The sequence below is a fragment of the Chitinophaga tropicalis genome, from assembly GCF_009758205.1.
In the GTDB taxonomy this organism is placed as follows: domain Bacteria; phylum Bacteroidota; class Bacteroidia; order Chitinophagales; family Chitinophagaceae; genus Chitinophaga; species Chitinophaga tropicalis.
This window is the reverse complement of sequence record NZ_WRXN01000017.1, coordinates 109,245-124,735: the sequence shown is the minus strand read 5'-3', so window position 1 is coordinate 124,735 and position 15,491 is coordinate 109,245. Positions and strand designations below refer to the sequence as shown.

15 protein-coding genes are annotated in these 15,491 nt (G+C 47.4%); 3 read left to right on the top strand and 12 right to left on the bottom strand.

What is annotated here, in order from left to right; genetic code table 11:
• Positions 1–24 precede the first annotated feature (24 nt).
• Positions 25–396: a hypothetical protein gene (locus GO493_RS27195; RefSeq protein WP_157309390.1), complete on the top strand. Its 372-nt coding sequence runs from the start codon at positions 25–27 to the stop codon at positions 394–396.
• On the opposite strand, the gene GO493_RS27190 is transcribed toward GO493_RS27195, so the two are convergent.
• Genes GO493_RS27190 through GO493_RS27170 form a run of 5 tightly spaced genes read right to left on the bottom strand, consistent with a single transcriptional unit; the run spans position 390 to position 5,736 of the window.
• A complete protein-coding gene (locus tag GO493_RS27190) occupies positions 390–1,466 on the bottom strand; it encodes a dipeptidase (protein WP_157309389.1) in 1,077 nt (358 codons plus the stop codon). The genes GO493_RS27195 and GO493_RS27190 overlap by 7 nt on opposite strands.
• A gap of 22 nt (positions 1,467–1,488) precedes the next feature.
• Complete coding sequence (locus GO493_RS27185) at positions 1,489–2,592, bottom strand: D-TA family PLP-dependent enzyme (protein ID WP_157309388.1); 1,104 nt, start codon at positions 2,590–2,592, stop codon at positions 1,489–1,491.
• A gap of 9 nt (positions 2,593–2,601) precedes the next feature.
• Entirely contained in the window at positions 2,602–3,063 is a 462-nt protein-coding gene (locus GO493_RS27180) for a RidA family protein (protein ID WP_157309387.1), read from the bottom strand.
• A gap of 25 nt (positions 3,064–3,088) precedes the next feature.
• Complete coding sequence (locus GO493_RS27175; protein ID WP_157309386.1) at positions 3,089–4,426, bottom strand: GntT/GntP/DsdX family permease; 1,338 nt, start codon at positions 4,424–4,426, stop codon at positions 3,089–3,091.
• Between the two features lie 35 nt (positions 4,427–4,461).
• Positions 4,462–5,736 carry an ABC transporter permease gene (locus tag GO493_RS27170; protein ID WP_157309385.1) on the bottom strand — a complete coding sequence of 425 codons (1,275 nt, stop codon included), beginning with the start codon at positions 5,734–5,736 and terminating at the stop codon, positions 4,462–4,464.
• Between the two features lie 97 nt (positions 5,737–5,833).
• Here GO493_RS27170 and GO493_RS27165 point away from each other — a divergent pair, with 97 nt between their 5' ends.
• Positions 5,834–6,838 (top strand): LacI family DNA-binding transcriptional regulator, encoded by a 1,005-nt coding sequence (locus GO493_RS27165; protein WP_157309384.1) that lies wholly within the window; start codon positions 5,834–5,836, stop codon positions 6,836–6,838.
• Positions 6,839–6,921: 83 nt separating this feature from the next.
• Complete coding sequence (locus GO493_RS27160) at positions 6,922–7,974, top strand: phosphotransferase enzyme family protein (protein ID WP_157309383.1); 1,053 nt, start codon at positions 6,922–6,924, stop codon at positions 7,972–7,974.
• Between the two features lie 117 nt (positions 7,975–8,091).
• Here the strand turns inward: GO493_RS27160 and GO493_RS27155 are convergent, their stop codons facing one another.
• Genes GO493_RS27155 through nuoH form a run of 7 tightly spaced genes read right to left on the bottom strand, consistent with a single transcriptional unit; the run spans position 8,092 to position 15,427 of the window.
• Complete coding sequence (locus GO493_RS27155) at positions 8,092–9,468, bottom strand: NADH-quinone oxidoreductase subunit N (RefSeq protein ID WP_157309382.1); 1,377 nt, start codon at positions 9,466–9,468, stop codon at positions 8,092–8,094.
• Between the two features lie 27 nt (positions 9,469–9,495).
• Complete coding sequence (locus tag GO493_RS27150) at positions 9,496–10,932, bottom strand: complex I subunit 4 family protein (RefSeq protein ID WP_157309381.1); 1,437 nt, start codon at positions 10,930–10,932, stop codon at positions 9,496–9,498.
• Between the two features lie 58 nt (positions 10,933–10,990).
• The gene (nuoL, locus tag GO493_RS27145; protein WP_157309380.1) at positions 10,991–12,901 is read right to left on the bottom strand and encodes an NADH-quinone oxidoreductase subunit L; all 1,911 of its coding nucleotides are present in this window, start codon (positions 12,899–12,901) and stop codon (positions 10,991–10,993) included.
• Positions 12,902–12,946: 45 nt separating this feature from the next.
• A complete protein-coding gene (gene nuoK / locus GO493_RS27140) occupies positions 12,947–13,264 on the bottom strand; it encodes an NADH-quinone oxidoreductase subunit NuoK (RefSeq protein WP_157309379.1) in 318 nt (105 codons plus the stop codon).
• 40 nt (positions 13,265–13,304) lie between these two features.
• On the bottom strand, positions 13,305–13,811 hold the full coding sequence (locus GO493_RS27135; RefSeq protein ID WP_157309378.1) for an NADH-quinone oxidoreductase subunit J family protein: 507 nt from the start codon (positions 13,809–13,811) through the stop codon (positions 13,305–13,307).
• A 50-nt stretch (positions 13,812–13,861) separates the two neighbouring features.
• Positions 13,862–14,365 (bottom strand): NADH-quinone oxidoreductase subunit NuoI, encoded by a 504-nt coding sequence (gene nuoI, locus GO493_RS27130; protein WP_157309377.1) that lies wholly within the window; start codon positions 14,363–14,365, stop codon positions 13,862–13,864.
• 24 nt (positions 14,366–14,389) lie between these two features.
• On the bottom strand, positions 14,390–15,427 hold the full coding sequence (gene nuoH, locus GO493_RS27125; RefSeq protein WP_157309376.1) for an NADH-quinone oxidoreductase subunit NuoH: 1,038 nt from the start codon (positions 15,425–15,427) through the stop codon (positions 14,390–14,392).
• Positions 15,428–15,491: the final 64 nt, after the last annotated feature.

Here is a 15,491-nt window from a genome sequence, read left to right as displayed (position 1 = left end):
CTTCCTTAGCAAAGCCAATACTATATGAAAAACATATTCCTGTTGCTTTGCCTTTCCCTGTTCTTACTGCCTGTTACTTATGCACAGGCGCCTCTCTCAAACCTTGAAGGCAATGCCAGCTCTATTACCAGTAAACTTGGCACCGCCTTATCACTGACTGATGTTCAGAAACCGAAGATACTGGATGTGGTCACTGCCTTTCTGAAGCAACGTGCTAATATCCTGCCGCTTGCAAGGGATAACGAAAAGGCATATGATACTAAGCTAAACAGTTTTCATAATGGCTTTTACAGGAAACTAAAAGCGATACTGAAGCCGGAGCAATATGAACAGTTCCTGCAGTTAAAACCTCCTACAAACGACGGTACAAATGTATTGTCGCAATTATTTTACTGACCGCCCCAGGCCTTTCTCAGCATGCGCAGCCAGTTGCCGTGCATGATATTATCGATATCAGCAGCTGAATATCCTCTTTTTGCAAACAATGCAGGTATTTTCTGCAGGTCTGCGATAGTTTCCAGGTCATAGGGACATTGCTCCTTACCAAAGGCACCGTCCAGGTCAGAACCGATACCTATGTGCAGTGCATTACCTGCCAGCTGGCAGATATGGTCCATATGATCTATCAATACTTCCAGGGAACAATCCATTGCTTTGGGCTCTGACACTCCCCTTACCCATCCCGGTACCATCATCCAGGCGTCCATAGCGCCGCCAATGACGGCTCCCCGGCTTATAAGCTCTTTCAACTGATCGTCAGAGAATTGCCTGTTATGGTTTACCAGTTCACGACAGTTGTTATGACTGGCCCACACGGGGCCGTGGTAATGGTCCATAGCTTCCCAGAAACTGTCATCACAGAGATGTGTGGCATCAAGGATAATGCCCAGGCGTTCCATTTCTTTCAGCAGTGCCTGCCCTTTAGCCCCCATAAAACCGGTAGCGTCCGTTCCCTGGGCATAGCGCCCGGGACCATAATGTGCAGGTCCGACGGCACGTAATCCGTTGTTGTAGGCACGTTCCAGGTAGCCAATATCTACAATGGAATCTGCTCCTTCAAGGCTGAGAATGTAGCCGACCGGTTTATTGGTATTGGGAGTTCCATCATTCCACAGGGCCAGATGTTTTTCCAGAGCTGCCAGGTTACCGATCTGCACCATTTCTCCTGCATCTTCCATTGCTTTATACCAGGCCAGTTGTCCTTGTGTCTGGGCCCAGGCCTGTTCGGGCGAGAACCATCCGGGTAACGGATTGTCCGGCGCTACAAATCTTGCTATCTGCGTAGCCACTACCAACCCGATATTTCCTTTCCTTAGCTCAGGAAATGATACTACTCCCTTTGCACGGTCTGGCTTGTCTGTCATCCCTTCCTCACGCTTCCTGATATCATTCACCGGCAATCTCAGGTTACGGTTCCATTCCATTGCGTTCATGCTCAGGTCAAGATGCGCGTCTATTATAAACATCTCCGTATTATTTTATGGATCTTTAAAACATGATCTTCCTGTCTCTCGCTATCACTTTCCAATAGTCGATACAGTTATTTCCTTCTACTACACCTACACGTTCATGCAGCGCTATTGTAGGGCAGATGTGCAGAGGCACTCCATACAGTACTGTACCTACCGGGTACAATGAACTGTCGGGCACCTTTATAACCAGGTGTTCTTCGCTTTGTCCCATCAGCTGTGCATCAGGTACATTGAGGAAATGTATCCTGGGCTGCGGGTTTTCCGGGGCAATGGCTTTGTGTCCCAGGTCTGCGCAAATACGTTCATCATCTATTACAGAGATCACCCGTGTTGCTACCAGTGCGGCATATTCAAACTGTTGTTCCGGCAGATGCTGACGGTATCCCCAATCCCAGAATATGAAGGTACCGGGGCTACATTCCACTCCTTCCCTTTCTGCGTGAAAAGCATATGTAGGTGAACCACCGGCTATAATGCGGGGAGCAGGGGCCCAACTGTCTGTAATAGCTTCTGCCAGCTGCTGCACAGGGGCAAAAGCAGCATTACATTTCTCCCTGCGGATAACAGGGTCTTCATCATGCAAATGACCATCATAGACATGTAAGCCCAGGGGAGTGATGCCCGGCAGGTGCAGCAGCTCCTTATAGAGCGCTAATGCGGCATCTCCGGGAATAATGCCCGTTCTGTTCATACCTACATTGAGATCAACATATACCGGCATTACCTTCTGTGCTGCGGCAAATAATGCGGCGATAGCCACAGCAGACGTACTATTATCTACCAGGCAGGAATATCTTGTTTCAGGATAGTGCTCTACCAGGTTCAGCAAGCGGTTTGCTTTAGGGCCTACCGGCTGATAGGCCAGCAGTACGTCCTGTGCACCAGCCATGCCCAGCATTTCTGCTTCTGCAATAGTGGCACATTTGAATTTGCTGATCCCTTCTTCCTGCAGCAGTTGTATCGCCTCCACCATTTTACTGGTCTTAATATGCGGACGCAGACACTGTACATCCTTCACTGTTTCTTTCAGCAGCAGGATATTATCCCGCATACGATCAGGATAAACCAATACGGCAGGTGTATCTACCGTATTGATATTATGTAGTTCATACCAATGCATAAGGTCTGATTAATGCAGTTCAAACAGTGCCTCTATCTCAACCGGAATATTGTCTGGCAGGGAGCCCATGCCCACAGCGCTACGTACCCCGATCCCGTTATCTTCACCCCATACTTTGGCAAACAGCTCGCTTGCGCCGTTGATAACATAGGGATGACGGCCAAAATCAGGCGTACAGTTCACCATACCCAATACTTTGATCACCCGTTTTACTTTATCCAGGCTACCCAGGTTGGTAATAATGGTAGACAGCATGGTCAGCCCTACCTGTCTGGCAGCCAGCTTACCAGCTTCTATATCCATTTCAACGCCAATACGGCCTATGATCAGGTTCTTATCGTCCTGTACCGGACCATGGCCGGATAAATAAAGATACTTGCCATCAATAAGATAAGGTTTATAAACACCTAAAGGAGCCGGTGCAGGCGGCAATGACAATCCTAATGCTTTGAAATTCTCTGATGGTGTCATAGATCACTGATTTATCGTCTGTAAATTATATAAAGATGTTTAAGATGAGACAGCCTATCAGGCCAGCAACAGACACGATAGTCTCCATGATGGTCCAGGTCCTGAAAGTGTCCTTCACTGACAAGTTAAAGTATTCCTTGAACATCCAGAAGCCGCCGTCATTCACATGGGAGAACATCAGGCTACCTGCACCTGTGGCCAGTACCATCAGGCTGGGATTTACATGTGAAGCCAGCGCTATCGGCGCTAAAATACCGGCGGTGGTCAGCCCGGCCACAGTAGCCGATCCTACACTCACGCGTATCAATGCGGCAATGACCCAGGCAAGCACTATGGGGTTCATATGCATACTGGTCAGACTATCTGTTATTACAGTACTCACCTTACTATCCAGCAGCATCTGTGTTAAAGCGCCGGAACCGCCTATGATCAGGATAATACCAGCTACGTCACGCACCGCACTTTCCAGTATGCCCATCACCTTTTTCACAGCCCAGCCTCTTGCAAGCCCCAGCAGGATGATCCCGTTCAATACAGCTGCCAGCATCACCACTACAGGGTCTCCTATCCAGGTAGAGAGCTCTTCTGCAGGGCTGCCTGGCATTGCATACAGTTTCAGTAAGGCTGCAACGGCCAGCAGTATTACCGGCAGGAGGGCTGCAAGGATACTGACCGCCATTCCGGGCAATTCACTTTCCGGCAGCGGCTCTGAAGTAAAAAGCGATGCAGGCTCCTGTTTATATTGTTTAAGGAAACGACTGAATACGGGTCCTGCCAGCACGATAGCAGGAATAGCCACTATAAGGCCCAATAAGAGCGTTAATCCCATATCTGCATGGAAAGTATTTACCAATGCAGTAGGTGAAGGATGCGGCGGTAAATAACCATGTGTAACAGATAATGATGCCAGCATGGGAATACCCAGGTAAACGGCGGGAAGCCCTGTACGTGCGGCCACTGTAAAGATCAGCGGCACCATCAGCACAAACCCGATATTGTAAAACAGGGGAATGCCTACTATGAAGCCTGTAAGCATAAGCGACCATTGCACATACTTTCTGCCAAACAGCTGCATCAGCACGTTGGCAATACGCTGTGCGGCACCACTCTCTGCCACCAGCTTTCCCAGCATACTTCCAAATACAATGATGACCACCAGCGAGCCCAGTGTTTTGCCTATGCCTGTCTGTATGGATTGGGTAATAGCAGTAATAGACATCCTTTCTGCCGGCTCCCTGAAAATATTCAGTGCCGCGCCCATGAAGAGACAAACTATAATGAAGGCAATAAAGGCATTAAGCCGGTAATATGCTACCAGCAATACAAGTAGCAGGATAGAAACCAGAACAACTAATAAAATCATGAAAATCTTTTGGTTATCTGGCAGCGACCAGACGGTTATTCATAACGTAAAGCAACTATCGGGTCCAGCCTGGATGCCTTGATAGCCGGGAAGATGCCTGCAATAAGCCCTACTGCGGCACAGAGCATGATACCTGTAAAGATCCATACCCAGGGAACTATAAAGTTGGTGTTCAGTAAAACTGAAACAAGATTGCCGATTAACATACCAAGGATCACTCCCAGCAAACCTCCCAGCATACTGATGATAATAGCCTCATACACAAACTGCTGACGGATGGATTTCCTGGTGGCGCCCAGCGCCTTGATCACTCCTATTTCACGGGTACGTTCTGCAACAGATACCAGCATGATGTTGGTCAGCCCGATAGCAGAACCGAACAGGGTAATAATACCTATCAGTATAGCTGCCAGCGTCACAAACCCTAAACTGTTGTACAGCATCTCTGCAATGCTGTCGCTTTTATTGATATAAAAATTCTCTTCTTCATTCAGGCTCAGGTGACGGATAATTCTCAGCAACCCGGTTGCCTCCCCTATTGCAGGTTCCATCTTCGTGATATCTGTTACGGATACCCCTACATTGTAAGAGGCATTGGGCCGTTCAAACACTCTCCGTGTATTGCTCACCGTCGTGATCACAATATTATCTGCACTCATGAACCCACTGTTTCCTTTGGGTTTCAGTACGCCAACTACCCTGTAGCGCACATTCCCTACACGTATATTGCTGTTCACTACGTTCTTCAGATTATCTCCATACAGTTTTTTGGCAACATCCATTCCCAGTATAGCTACATTCCGGCCTGTTTCCACATCCAGCAGGTTCAGGTTACGGCCTTCTACCAATGTATAATTGGATAGTGCCAGGTAATTCTCGTCTCCACCCATCACCCTTACATTGGGATTCGTTTTCTTCTCTCCCTTATACACGGTAGCGCTCTGGGTAGCATTGAACGAAATACTCACTACTGCAGGAAAAGTATAGCGTTGCTTAAAGTCTGTAGCTTCCCTGTAGGTAATAGGAATATTGCTGTTGGAGGTTTTGGTCTTCCTGGTTTTCCGGTTTCCTTTTACGGCGGCGTCTCCACCCCCCATGCGTATTTTCAGCGCCCTGCTCTGTATGTTGAAGCTGTTGGCTCCCATATTGGCAAAACTGCTGTAAATACTACCTTTCATACTGTCAATGGCGGTAAAAATTCCTACCAGGGCCATAATACCGAATCCAATTATGGAAATAGTGAGCCCTGCGCGCAAACGATTGCCGCTAACAGAGCGATAAGCGAGGGAAAATATGTCACGGAACTGCATGAATTAAAGTTAATAAAAAGTTTTTTTCCGGTACTTTTATTCTATAGACGGAAAGGGGCTTACTTTATCCCTTCTGAGGGGAGAAAATTTCGTCCAGATGGCAAATCCACCTACCATAAAAGAAATAGCTAAAAGGCTGAACCTGGCCACTTCTACAGTGTCCCGGGCGCTGCATAACCATCCGCGCATAGGTTTGCGTACCCGGATGCAGGTGCAGGCCCTGGCACGGGAACTGCAATATGAGCCCAACCGTACCGCTATTTTCTTCCAGCAGAAAAAGACCTTTACCCTGGGTATTATCCTTCCGGAGCTCTCTGAAGCCTTCTTTTCCGCCGCCATCAGCGGTATAGAAGATACGGCCAATAAAAGCGACTATATGGTACTGCTGGGCCAGTCTCACGACGATACCGAAAGAGAAAAAAAGATCGCCCATATTATGAAAGACCACCGGGTGGACGGGCTGCTGGTATCGCTGGCAAAGAATACGGTAGACTATAGTCACTTTGAAATGCTGCAGAAATACAATATCCCTGTAGTATTTTTTGACCGCATTCCCGATCTTACTGATATTCACTATGTAGCGTGCAATATGGAATCAGGTACCCTGCAGGCGGTATCCCTGCTGCTGGAAAAAGGGCACCGGGTAATAGGCATGATCAACGGGCCTGAAGAACTGATTGCCAGCCGGCAGCGGACTACCGGTTATCAGCAGGCATTGCGTAAACACCGGCTGAAATACGATGCAACACTGAATATCAATTCAGACCTTACCGGAAAAGGCACCCGGGAAGCAATGAAACAACTGCTGAGTAATAAGAGAAAAGTGACAGCCATCGTGGCGTTCAATGATTATGTTTCCCAAGATGCTGTACAATATGCACTGGAACAGGGCCTTCAGATAGGAAAGGATATTACGTTCGTAAGTTATGCAAATCTGCCTTTAAGCAGCTATATGGCTTTCCCACCTATTGCTTCCGTTGAACAATATCCTTACCTGCAGGGACAGAAAGCAACGGAGATACTCCTTGAACTGCTTACCGGGAAACAGGCAAAAAATGAATTCAGGCATGTTGTACTGGATTCAAGACTGGTTATCCGCTGATATTTACGCTGAAAAATTTGCGCAACCGTTTGCCCATACCACCTTTCATATCTTATCCTTATGTTTGGGAAATACAGGTATATATGCAGGCCAATATCTTAACAGCTTACGGATTACAACCAGGAGAATGCGAAGTCCGCCCCTTTGGCAGTGGCCTGATCAACTCTACCTGGAAAGTAACCTGCGGAGAGAGATCATATATCCTGCAAAGGATCAATCACCAGGTATTTAAAAAGCCGGAGCTGATCGCTCAGAACATAGATACCGTTGGCCGGTACCTGGAGCAGCAGTATCCTGGCTATTTCTTTGTACAACCTGTACGTACCGCTGATCAGCAAAATATGGTCATCACCGGTACGGGAGAATACTTCCGTCTGCAGCCCTTCGTAACCGGCTCCCGCAGCTATGATGTGGTGGATAATGAAGAACTGGCCTATGAAGCTGCCAGGCAGTTTGGCCGGTTCACAAAACTTCTCTCCGGATTGGATTGCAGCCAGATACAGGTAACACTGCCGGATTTCCATAACCTGTCACTCCGTTACCAACAGTTTGAACAGGCAATACGCGAGGGGAATCAGCATCGTGTGGCAGAAGCCATGGACGTTATCCGGGCGCTGAAAAGATATTCCTTCCTGACAGAAATATTTTCATCCATACAGCAGAACCCTGCCTTTAAGCTGCGGGTAATGCACCATGATACCAAGATCAGTAACGTATTGTTTGACAATGAGCAGAAAGGGCTCTGTGTAATAGACCTGGATACTATGATGCCGGGTTATTTCATAAGCGACTTCGGGGATATGATGCGGACTTATCTCTCTCCTGCCAGTGAGGAGGAAACCGATCTCAGTAAGGTCAGTGTCAGGCCATCTTATTTCAATGCTATAGTGAATGGCTATCTCAGTGAGATGGAAGAAGAATTAAGTAAAGAGGAAAAACAGCACCTGGTCTATGCAGGTCAGTTCATGGTATACATGCAGGCTATCCGTTTCCTGGCAGACTACCTGAACGATGATGTGTATTACGGGGCAAAATATGAACAACATAACCTGGCAAGAGCGCGTAATCAGCTCACATTGCTGAACGCGATCACTGAACAGGCAGCAAGTCTTTCTTCAGTGGCTGGCGCACCATAAGCCACATCGTTTGAAAAGCAGCACCAATCAGAATACCGGCAATCCTGCCGGTATTTCTTTTTAATAAAAAAGAGACGAACAGTATTGTTCGTCTCTTTTCTCTTTATGATGATATTATCAGATCAGGTTCAGTAACAATCCAGGGAACACGCCCAGCAATATTACGATAGCGGCAGTGATCACCAGCATTACTTTAAAGCCTCCGGTGATCTCCTCTTTTGTAGCAGGTTCTCCCTGTTTGAAATACATGGCGATGATCACACGGAAATAATAGTAAGCGCTGATAGCGGCACAAAGCACTGCCAATACCACAAGCCAGAGCAGGTTACCCTGCTGCACAGCAGCTGTCAGCACAAAATATTTGGCAAAGAAACCGGCTGTGAGCGGAATACCTGCGAGGGAGCATACAAAGATGGCAGTAGTAACGGCCAGTACCGGTTGAGTACGTGCCAGTCCGTTAAATCCATCAAAAGTATAATCCTTCAGTTTCATAGTTACTGCAAACACACCGATAGTAGCTACGCTGTAAGCAGCAGCATACAGTATAATACCTTGTGTGGCATATTTATTCATGGAGATCACGGCAAACAGCATGAAACCTGCCTGGGCAATACTGGAATAAGCCAGCATACGTTTAACACTCTGCTGGAACACGGCCGTAAAGTTGCCTATCAGCAGGGTAGCTGCAGTTACCAAAGACAAGAGCAGCTGCCAGTGTGCACTGATGTTGGTACCGGTAAATGCACCGTGGAAGATCCTGATAAAGGCAATGAAGCTACCGGCTTTTACCACTGTAGCCATGAAAGAAGTGAATACGGTAGGAGAACCATCGTATACATCGGGCGTCCAGAAGTGGAACGGAGCCGCAGATACTTTGAAAGACAGGGCAAATGCCAGCAGGATGATACCGCATAATGCCAGCGGATTTATGTCACCATTGCCCAGTCCCAGCTCTTCGATGTTAAACGTACCGGCAGCACCGTAGATCAGGGTAATACCCATCAGCAGGATACCGGTAGAGAAAGAGCCCATCAGGAAGTACTTCAGGGAAGCCTCGCTGCTCTTGGGCGTTCTTTTATTGCTGCCCGCCAGTATGTACTGGGGGATGGAAATGATCTCTATTGCCAGGAAAAGCATTAACAGGTTGCTGAAGGAAGATGCCAGCGTTATACCTGAGAGGATAAAGAACACCAGTGCAAAATAATCTGCTACATGCTCTCCTACTTTCTCAAACGCACTTCCTGACAACAGGAAGTATATCAGCGTAGCGCCAAATGCAATAGCATTGAACAGGATGCTGAAATGGCTGACAGTGACCATACCCAGTACGGTACGGCTGCCTCCCTCAATGGTAGATAATTCCGCCAGGTTGGCCACTGATACGATCAACAGCGCCGCGATGGCAACAAACTTAATGTGCTGCTTATTACGAATAAATAACCCCGCAAACATCATTACAACACCCGCTAAAGCAGTAGATATTAATGCATTCATATTCCTGTGTTACGAAAGAACAACTTTTTAATAAACCTTATTAACCAATTCAGTAGTGCTGCTTACCAGGTCCAGCATCGGTTTGGGATATACACCCATTGCGATGATGATCACCACTATCACGCTCAGTGCAAGCAGCTCATTTCCTGTCAGATCAGTAGTAGTGGACGTAAGCGTATTTGCCTCTCCGAAAATCACCTTCTGCACCATGTTCAGCGTATATACAGCGGCAAGGATGATACCCAGACCGGCAACTGCCATAAACCATACATTATACTGGAACAAACCACTGAACATCAGGAATTCCCCGATGAAACCATTGGTAAGCGGCAATGCAACATTGGCTAAACTGATGATCACCAGGAAGATCGCTATATTCGGAGCATATGTAGCTATACCACCCAGCTCATTCATGTTCTTCACTTTCAGACGTTGCTGGATGATCTCTACGATGATCCACAACCCGATAATGTTGATACCGTGGTTGAACAGCTGGATCAGTACACCCTGGAGACTTTGTTCATTATTGGCGAAGATCGCGGCGCTCATCAGACCGATGTGCGCGATGGAAGAATAAGCGATCAGGCGTTTGAAATCAGATTGTACGATAGCAATGCAGGAAGCATAGATGATACCGATAATTGACAGCACAATTGCTACTTCAGACCACATATAAGCGCCTGATGGCAGCACCGGCAGCAACCAGCGGATCACACCGAACAGACCCATTTTCACCATGATACCGGAAAGCACCATTGTAACAGGTGTAGGAGATTGTTCATAAGTATCCGGCTGCCAGGTATGGAAAGGAAACACCGGCATCTTGATGGCAAATGCCACAAAGAAAAGCCAGAACAGCCATGACTGGTCTTTCGGAGACAGTACGCCACTGGTGAAAGCAGCATAGCTGAAAGATTTGTCAGGTAACTGCAGGTAGATATAGATCAGGCCCACCAGCATCAGCAGGGAACCTGCAAACGTGTAAACGAAGAATTTGAAGGTAACCGGGATCCTCTTTTCTCCGCCCCACAGAGAGCAGAGGAAATATACAGGGATCAGTGCCAGTTCCCAGAATACGTAGAACAACAGTGCATCATAGGCAGAGAATACACCTATCAGGCCTGCCTGTGAAAGCAGCATCAGGCCATAGAAACTATTGGCGCGCTCATAATTCCTGTTATTGATAACGATGAAGATCAGCAGGAAAGAAATAGCTGTAAGCAAACAAAGCATCATGCCCATGCCATCCAGGCCAACGCTGAACTGAGCTCCCAGTTGCGGTATCCAGCTGGCTGTCAGCTGCAATGCCTCAGGGGCAGTGCGAAACTGGAACAAAGCTGCAACCGTCACTGCCAGCGATGCAATAGACGCTATCAACGCCAGCGCCTTAGGGCCGGACCCCTTCAGACCAAACGTAATGAGGCCGGCAACCAAAGGGATCAATATGAGTAATACTGTCAACATAACTTATCTTAAACTTGTCTTTTTCTGTTCCTTTGCCCGGAGGCAAACAAGCTATTTACTATTTAAATAGAAAACCAATCACGAATAAAACTACCATTCCGATAACCATGGCGAATATGTAGAAACCTACCTGTCCGTTCTGCAGCAAGCGTGCCTGCTGGCTACCCCAATGCACCAGACGTCCTGCCCCGTTCACCAGCCTGTCTATACCAGACTTTTCTATTGCGTCTTCAAAGAACTTACTCAATAACCCGAGAGGTTTTACTATGATAGCATCGTACAGTTCATCCACATACCATTTGTTTTCCAGCACTTTGGCAAGGCCGGTACGTACCTCACCGTTATCTTCATAATTACGGAACTGACTGCGTGCAAAGAAGATGGTGATGATCACCAGTACGGAGCTGAGCGCCATCAGCAGCCATTCGGTGTTGTGCGACAAATGCTCATGCACATGGGCAAAAGGCGCGGAAAGTTTAAAGATCGGCGCCATGTATTCTTCCAGCTTGTTACCCATACCAAATACTTCCGGTAAGCCAACATAACCACCTATCACAGAAAGGATAGCCAGTACTATCAGCGGAATGGTCATTGCTGCAGGGCTTTCATGCAAATGATGCTCCTGCTCGTGCGTACCGCGGAATTTGCCGGTGAAAGTGATGAAGTATAAACGGAACATGTAAAAGGCGGTCATCAGCGCTGTGAGCAGCGAGATAGCGTACATCAGCTTATTTGAGACAAATGTATGCGCCAGTATTTCATCTTTGGAGAAGAAACCGGAAAGACCCGGTATACCGGCAATGGCCAGGCAACCTATCAGGAAGGTTACATGGGTAACCGGCATATATTTTTTAAGTCCCCCCATTTTTTTGATATCCTGCTCGCCACCCATTGCGTGGATCACAGAGCCGGAACCGAGGAACAATAATGCTTTAAAGAATGCGTGTGTCATTACATGGAACACAGCGGTGGTATAGGCACCTACACCCAGCGCCAGGAACATGTAACCCAGCTGGCTCACGGTAGAATAGGCCAGTACTTTTTTGATATCATCCTGTTTCAGGGCTATGGTAGCCGCCAGTACAGCAGTTGCCAGGCCTATTACAGCTACAACGGTCTGTATGCAGGGAGCCAGGGTATAAAGCATGTTGCTGCGGGCTATCATATAGATACCGGCAGTCACCATCGTAGCAGCATGGATCAGTGCAGATACGGGGGTAGGACCCGCCATCGCATCCGGTAACCAGGTATATAAAGGTATCTGAGCGGATTTACCTGCCGCACCTACAAAAAGCAGGAGTGCTATAATAGCTATTGTGTTATTGTTGGGTCCCAGTACTGCAGCTTTATCAGCCACTTCTGAGAAAGAAACGCTGCCGAAGGCCACTATCATGGTAAAGATACCCAGCAGGAAGCCGAGGTCACCGATACGGTTCATGATGAAAGCTTTCTTGGCGGCATTGCCATAATTGGTATTCTTAAACCAGTAGCCTATCAGGAGATAAGAGCAAAGGCCTACACCTTCCCAGCCGATGAACATCATCACGTAGTTGGCGCCCAGTACCAGGATCAGCATAGAGAAGACGAACAGGTTCAGGTAAGCAAAGTAACGTGCAAACCCTTCGCTGGTCTCATCATGCATGTAAGAAGTAGAGTAAATATGGATCAGGGAGCCTACGCCTGTAATGATCAGGAGGAATAAAGCGCTCAGCTGGTCTACCTGGAAAGCAAAAGGGATATGCAGCGTGCCTGCCGAAATAAAGTCGAACAATGTAACCACCTGGCCTGTCCACTCTTCCGGCTGTTTCACAACATCCAGGAAGATCAGTAAGCTAACAACAAAAGCAGCCAGGACGGCCCCGCTTCCTATAATACCCGCCAGTGATCTGGAAAGGTATCTTCTTCCCAATCCATTCACCAGGAATCCTAATAATGGTAAAAATGGTACCAGCCAAACTAGATGTATCATCTATTCAAATACTAATTACGATTTACAACAATTACGATCAGGCTATTAATTCTTCAGCCTGTTCATGATATTTATATCCACTGATTGCGATTTCCTGTATACCATTACAATAATGGCCAGGCCTACCGCCACTTCTGCCGCAGCTACCACCATGATAAAGAATACAAAGATCTGTGCCCCTGCAGCGTCTACACGGCCTGCGTCTGCCCACATTTTAGAGAAGGCTACCATCAGGAGGTTTACAGCATTCAGCATCAGCTCCACACACATGAAAATGATGATGGCATTCCTGCGCATCAGCACTCCCATCACTCCTATACAAAAGAGCACAATGCTTAAGAAAATATAATATTGAACAGGCATTTTATATTGGATTGTTAGTTTTCAGAATATGGTATCTTACTTATGATTCATGACCTTCTTTCTTCCCGATCACCACGGCGCCTACCATTGCGCTGAGGAACAGGATACTGCTCACTTCAAAAGGAAGAACGTATGTACTGAATAATGTTTTGCCAAGATTGGAGATCAGCCCTATTTCAACAGCTCCGGGCTGCAGGGAAGAAACGCTGGCTTCACGGAGAGCAGCCAGCAATACCAGCAATAATGCACCACCGCTGATTGCGCCGGCGTATTTAAGCCAGCTTCGTTTCTGAGGTTCTATCTCTGCATTCAGGTTCATCAGCATGATCACGAACAGGAACAGTACCATGATAGCGCCTGCATATACTATGATGTGCACCACGGCCAGGAACTGCGCGTTGAGCATGATATAATGCCCTGCTATGGTGAAAAAGGTTACGATCAGGCAAAGGACGCTGGTTACGGGATTCTTGCTGAGTATCACGCCAAGGGCGGATATAATAGAGATGATGGAAAGTACCCCGAAAACGATTTGTTGTAAACTCATTCCCATTGCTATATAAAACTATTGTGATTTATGCTCTTTCTTTTTAATGCTTATTTCTTTTCTCCGGGCATTGGGACCAGCAGATCCTTTTTGCCATAAATGAACCCTTCACGTTTGTAGTGAGCGGGTGCAAATGTTTCTGTCAGATAGATAGCATCTTTAGGACAGGCCTCTTCACAAAAACCGCAGAAAATGCAACGCAGCATGTTGATCTCATAACGGGCAGCATATTTCTCTTCGCGGTACAGGTTCTCTTCACCTGGTTTTCTTTCGGCTGCTTCCATAGTGATAGCTTCAGCGGGGCAGGCTACAGCACATAATCCACAGGCGGTACAGTTCTCACGTCCTTCCGCGTCACGGTTCAGTACGTGCAATCCGCGGAACACAGGGCTGAAAGGCCTCTTCTGTTCAGGATAGCGTACTGTTTCCTTCTTCTGGAATATATGTTTGAGAGTGATACCCATTCCCTTCGCAATAGCCGGCAGGTAGATCTTCTCCATAAATGTCATGGGCCTGCGGTCTACCGGTTTTGCCCTATTCGTTAAAGCTTGCATATCATGCGTTTTAAAAGTCGTCAATTAATGTGTGCTGCGATATAATACGATCGCACCTGTTATCAGCATATTGGCCAGCGCCAGCGGGATCATGATATTCCAACCCAGACGCATCAGCTGGTCATAACGGAAACGCGGGATGGTCCAGCGTACCCACATGAAGAAGAACAGGAAGAAAATGATTTTCACGAACAGCGCCACTGTACCCAGTATGGTGGTCAGGTTAGGGCTCAGGCCCAGGCTGTCCATATAAGGGAAGCTGTATCCACCAAAGTACAGGCTGGACATCAGCGCAGAGCTGATAAACATGTTGATATATTCAGCAAACAGGTAAAAGCCCAGCTTCATGGAAGAATACTCCAGGTGATAACCGCCGTTCAGCTCATTCTCAGCTTCGGGAAGGTCAAACGGAGTACGGTTACACTCAGCGAAAGAACATACCAGGAAGATCAGGAAGCCAAGTGGCTGGTACAGTACGTTCCACAAGCTGTGACGCTGTTGTTCTACTATCTCTTTAATGCTCAGTGTACCGGTCATCATCAGCAGTGCTATGAGGGACAGGCCCATTGCCAGTTCGTAGGAAATGATCTGGGATGCTGCACGCACAGATGCCAGCAGGGAGTATTTATTGTTGGAAGCCCAGCCGCCCAGCATGATGCCGTAAACGCCTAAGCTCACTACGCCGAAAATATAGAGGATACCGATGTTGATGTCTGCCACCTGCAGGGATATAGTACGTCCTGCAATGGTCAGTGTATCTCCCCAGGGTATTACCGCGCTGGTCATACAGGCCACCATCATGGCGAGGGAAGGGCCTAATATGAAAAGAAAACGGTTGGAACTGCCGGGTATGATCTCTTCCTTAAAGAACAGTTTTCCACCATCTGCGAGCGGTTGCAGCAATCCCATGAAGCCGGCCCTGTTAGGGCCGATCCTGTCCTGCATTACACCTGCCACCTTTCTCTCACCCCATGTGGAATACATGGCTACTATCAGCGATATTGCAAGTACGCCTGATATCAGCAAGATCTTTTCAAGGATAAAGAACCAGTCTATTGTCATACAAATTATCAATTACGGTTAGCTGCTTGAACTTGTCCGGGATTTTCCGCCGGGGCGAAGAAAA

What these genes read in the sequence shown, in the direction of transcription:
- GO493_RS27195 (WP_157309390.1), top strand. Translation starts at nt 25, where the DNA reads ATGAAAAACATATTCCTGTTGCTTTGCCTTTCCCTGTTCTTACTGCCT.
- GO493_RS27175 (WP_157309386.1), bottom strand. Translation starts at nt 4,426, where the DNA reads ATGATTTTATTAGTTGTTCTGGTTTCTATCCTGCTACTTGTATTGCTG.
- GO493_RS27170 (WP_157309385.1), bottom strand. Translation starts at nt 5,736, where the DNA reads ATGCAGTTCCGTGACATATTTTCCCTCGCTTATCGCTCTGTTAGCGGC.
- GO493_RS27135 (WP_157309378.1), bottom strand. Translation starts at nt 13,811, where the DNA reads ATGAGTTTACAACAAATCGTTTTCGGGGTACTTTCCATCATCTCTATT.
- GO493_RS27160 (WP_157309383.1), top strand. Translation starts at nt 6,922, where the DNA reads ATGCAGGCCAATATCTTAACAGCTTACGGATTACAACCAGGAGAATGC.
- GO493_RS27165 (WP_157309384.1), top strand. Translation starts at nt 5,834, where the DNA reads ATGGCAAATCCACCTACCATAAAAGAAATAGCTAAAAGGCTGAACCTG.
- GO493_RS27180 (WP_157309387.1), bottom strand. Translation starts at nt 3,063, where the DNA reads ATGACACCATCAGAGAATTTCAAAGCATTAGGATTGTCATTGCCGCCT.
- GO493_RS27155 (WP_157309382.1), bottom strand. Translation starts at nt 9,468, where the DNA reads ATGAATGCATTAATATCTACTGCTTTAGCGGGTGTTGTAATGATGTTT.
- nuoI (WP_157309377.1), bottom strand. Translation starts at nt 14,365, where the DNA reads ATGCAAGCTTTAACGAATAGGGCAAAACCGGTAGACCGCAGGCCCATG.
- nuoL (WP_157309380.1), bottom strand. Translation starts at nt 12,901, where the DNA reads ATGATACATCTAGTTTGGCTGGTACCATTTTTACCATTATTAGGATTC.
- GO493_RS27150 (WP_157309381.1), bottom strand. Translation starts at nt 10,932, where the DNA reads ATGTTGACAGTATTACTCATATTGATCCCTTTGGTTGCCGGCCTCATT.
- GO493_RS27185 (WP_157309388.1), bottom strand. Translation starts at nt 2,592, where the DNA reads ATGCATTGGTATGAACTACATAATATCAATACGGTAGATACACCTGCC.
- nuoK (WP_157309379.1), bottom strand. Translation starts at nt 13,264, where the DNA reads ATGCCTGTTCAATATTATATTTTCTTAAGCATTGTGCTCTTTTGTATA.
- nuoH (WP_157309376.1), bottom strand. Translation starts at nt 15,427, where the DNA reads ATGACAATAGACTGGTTCTTTATCCTTGAAAAGATCTTGCTGATATCA.
- GO493_RS27190 (WP_157309389.1), bottom strand. Translation starts at nt 1,466, where the DNA reads ATGTTTATAATAGACGCGCATCTTGACCTGAGCATGAACGCAATGGAA.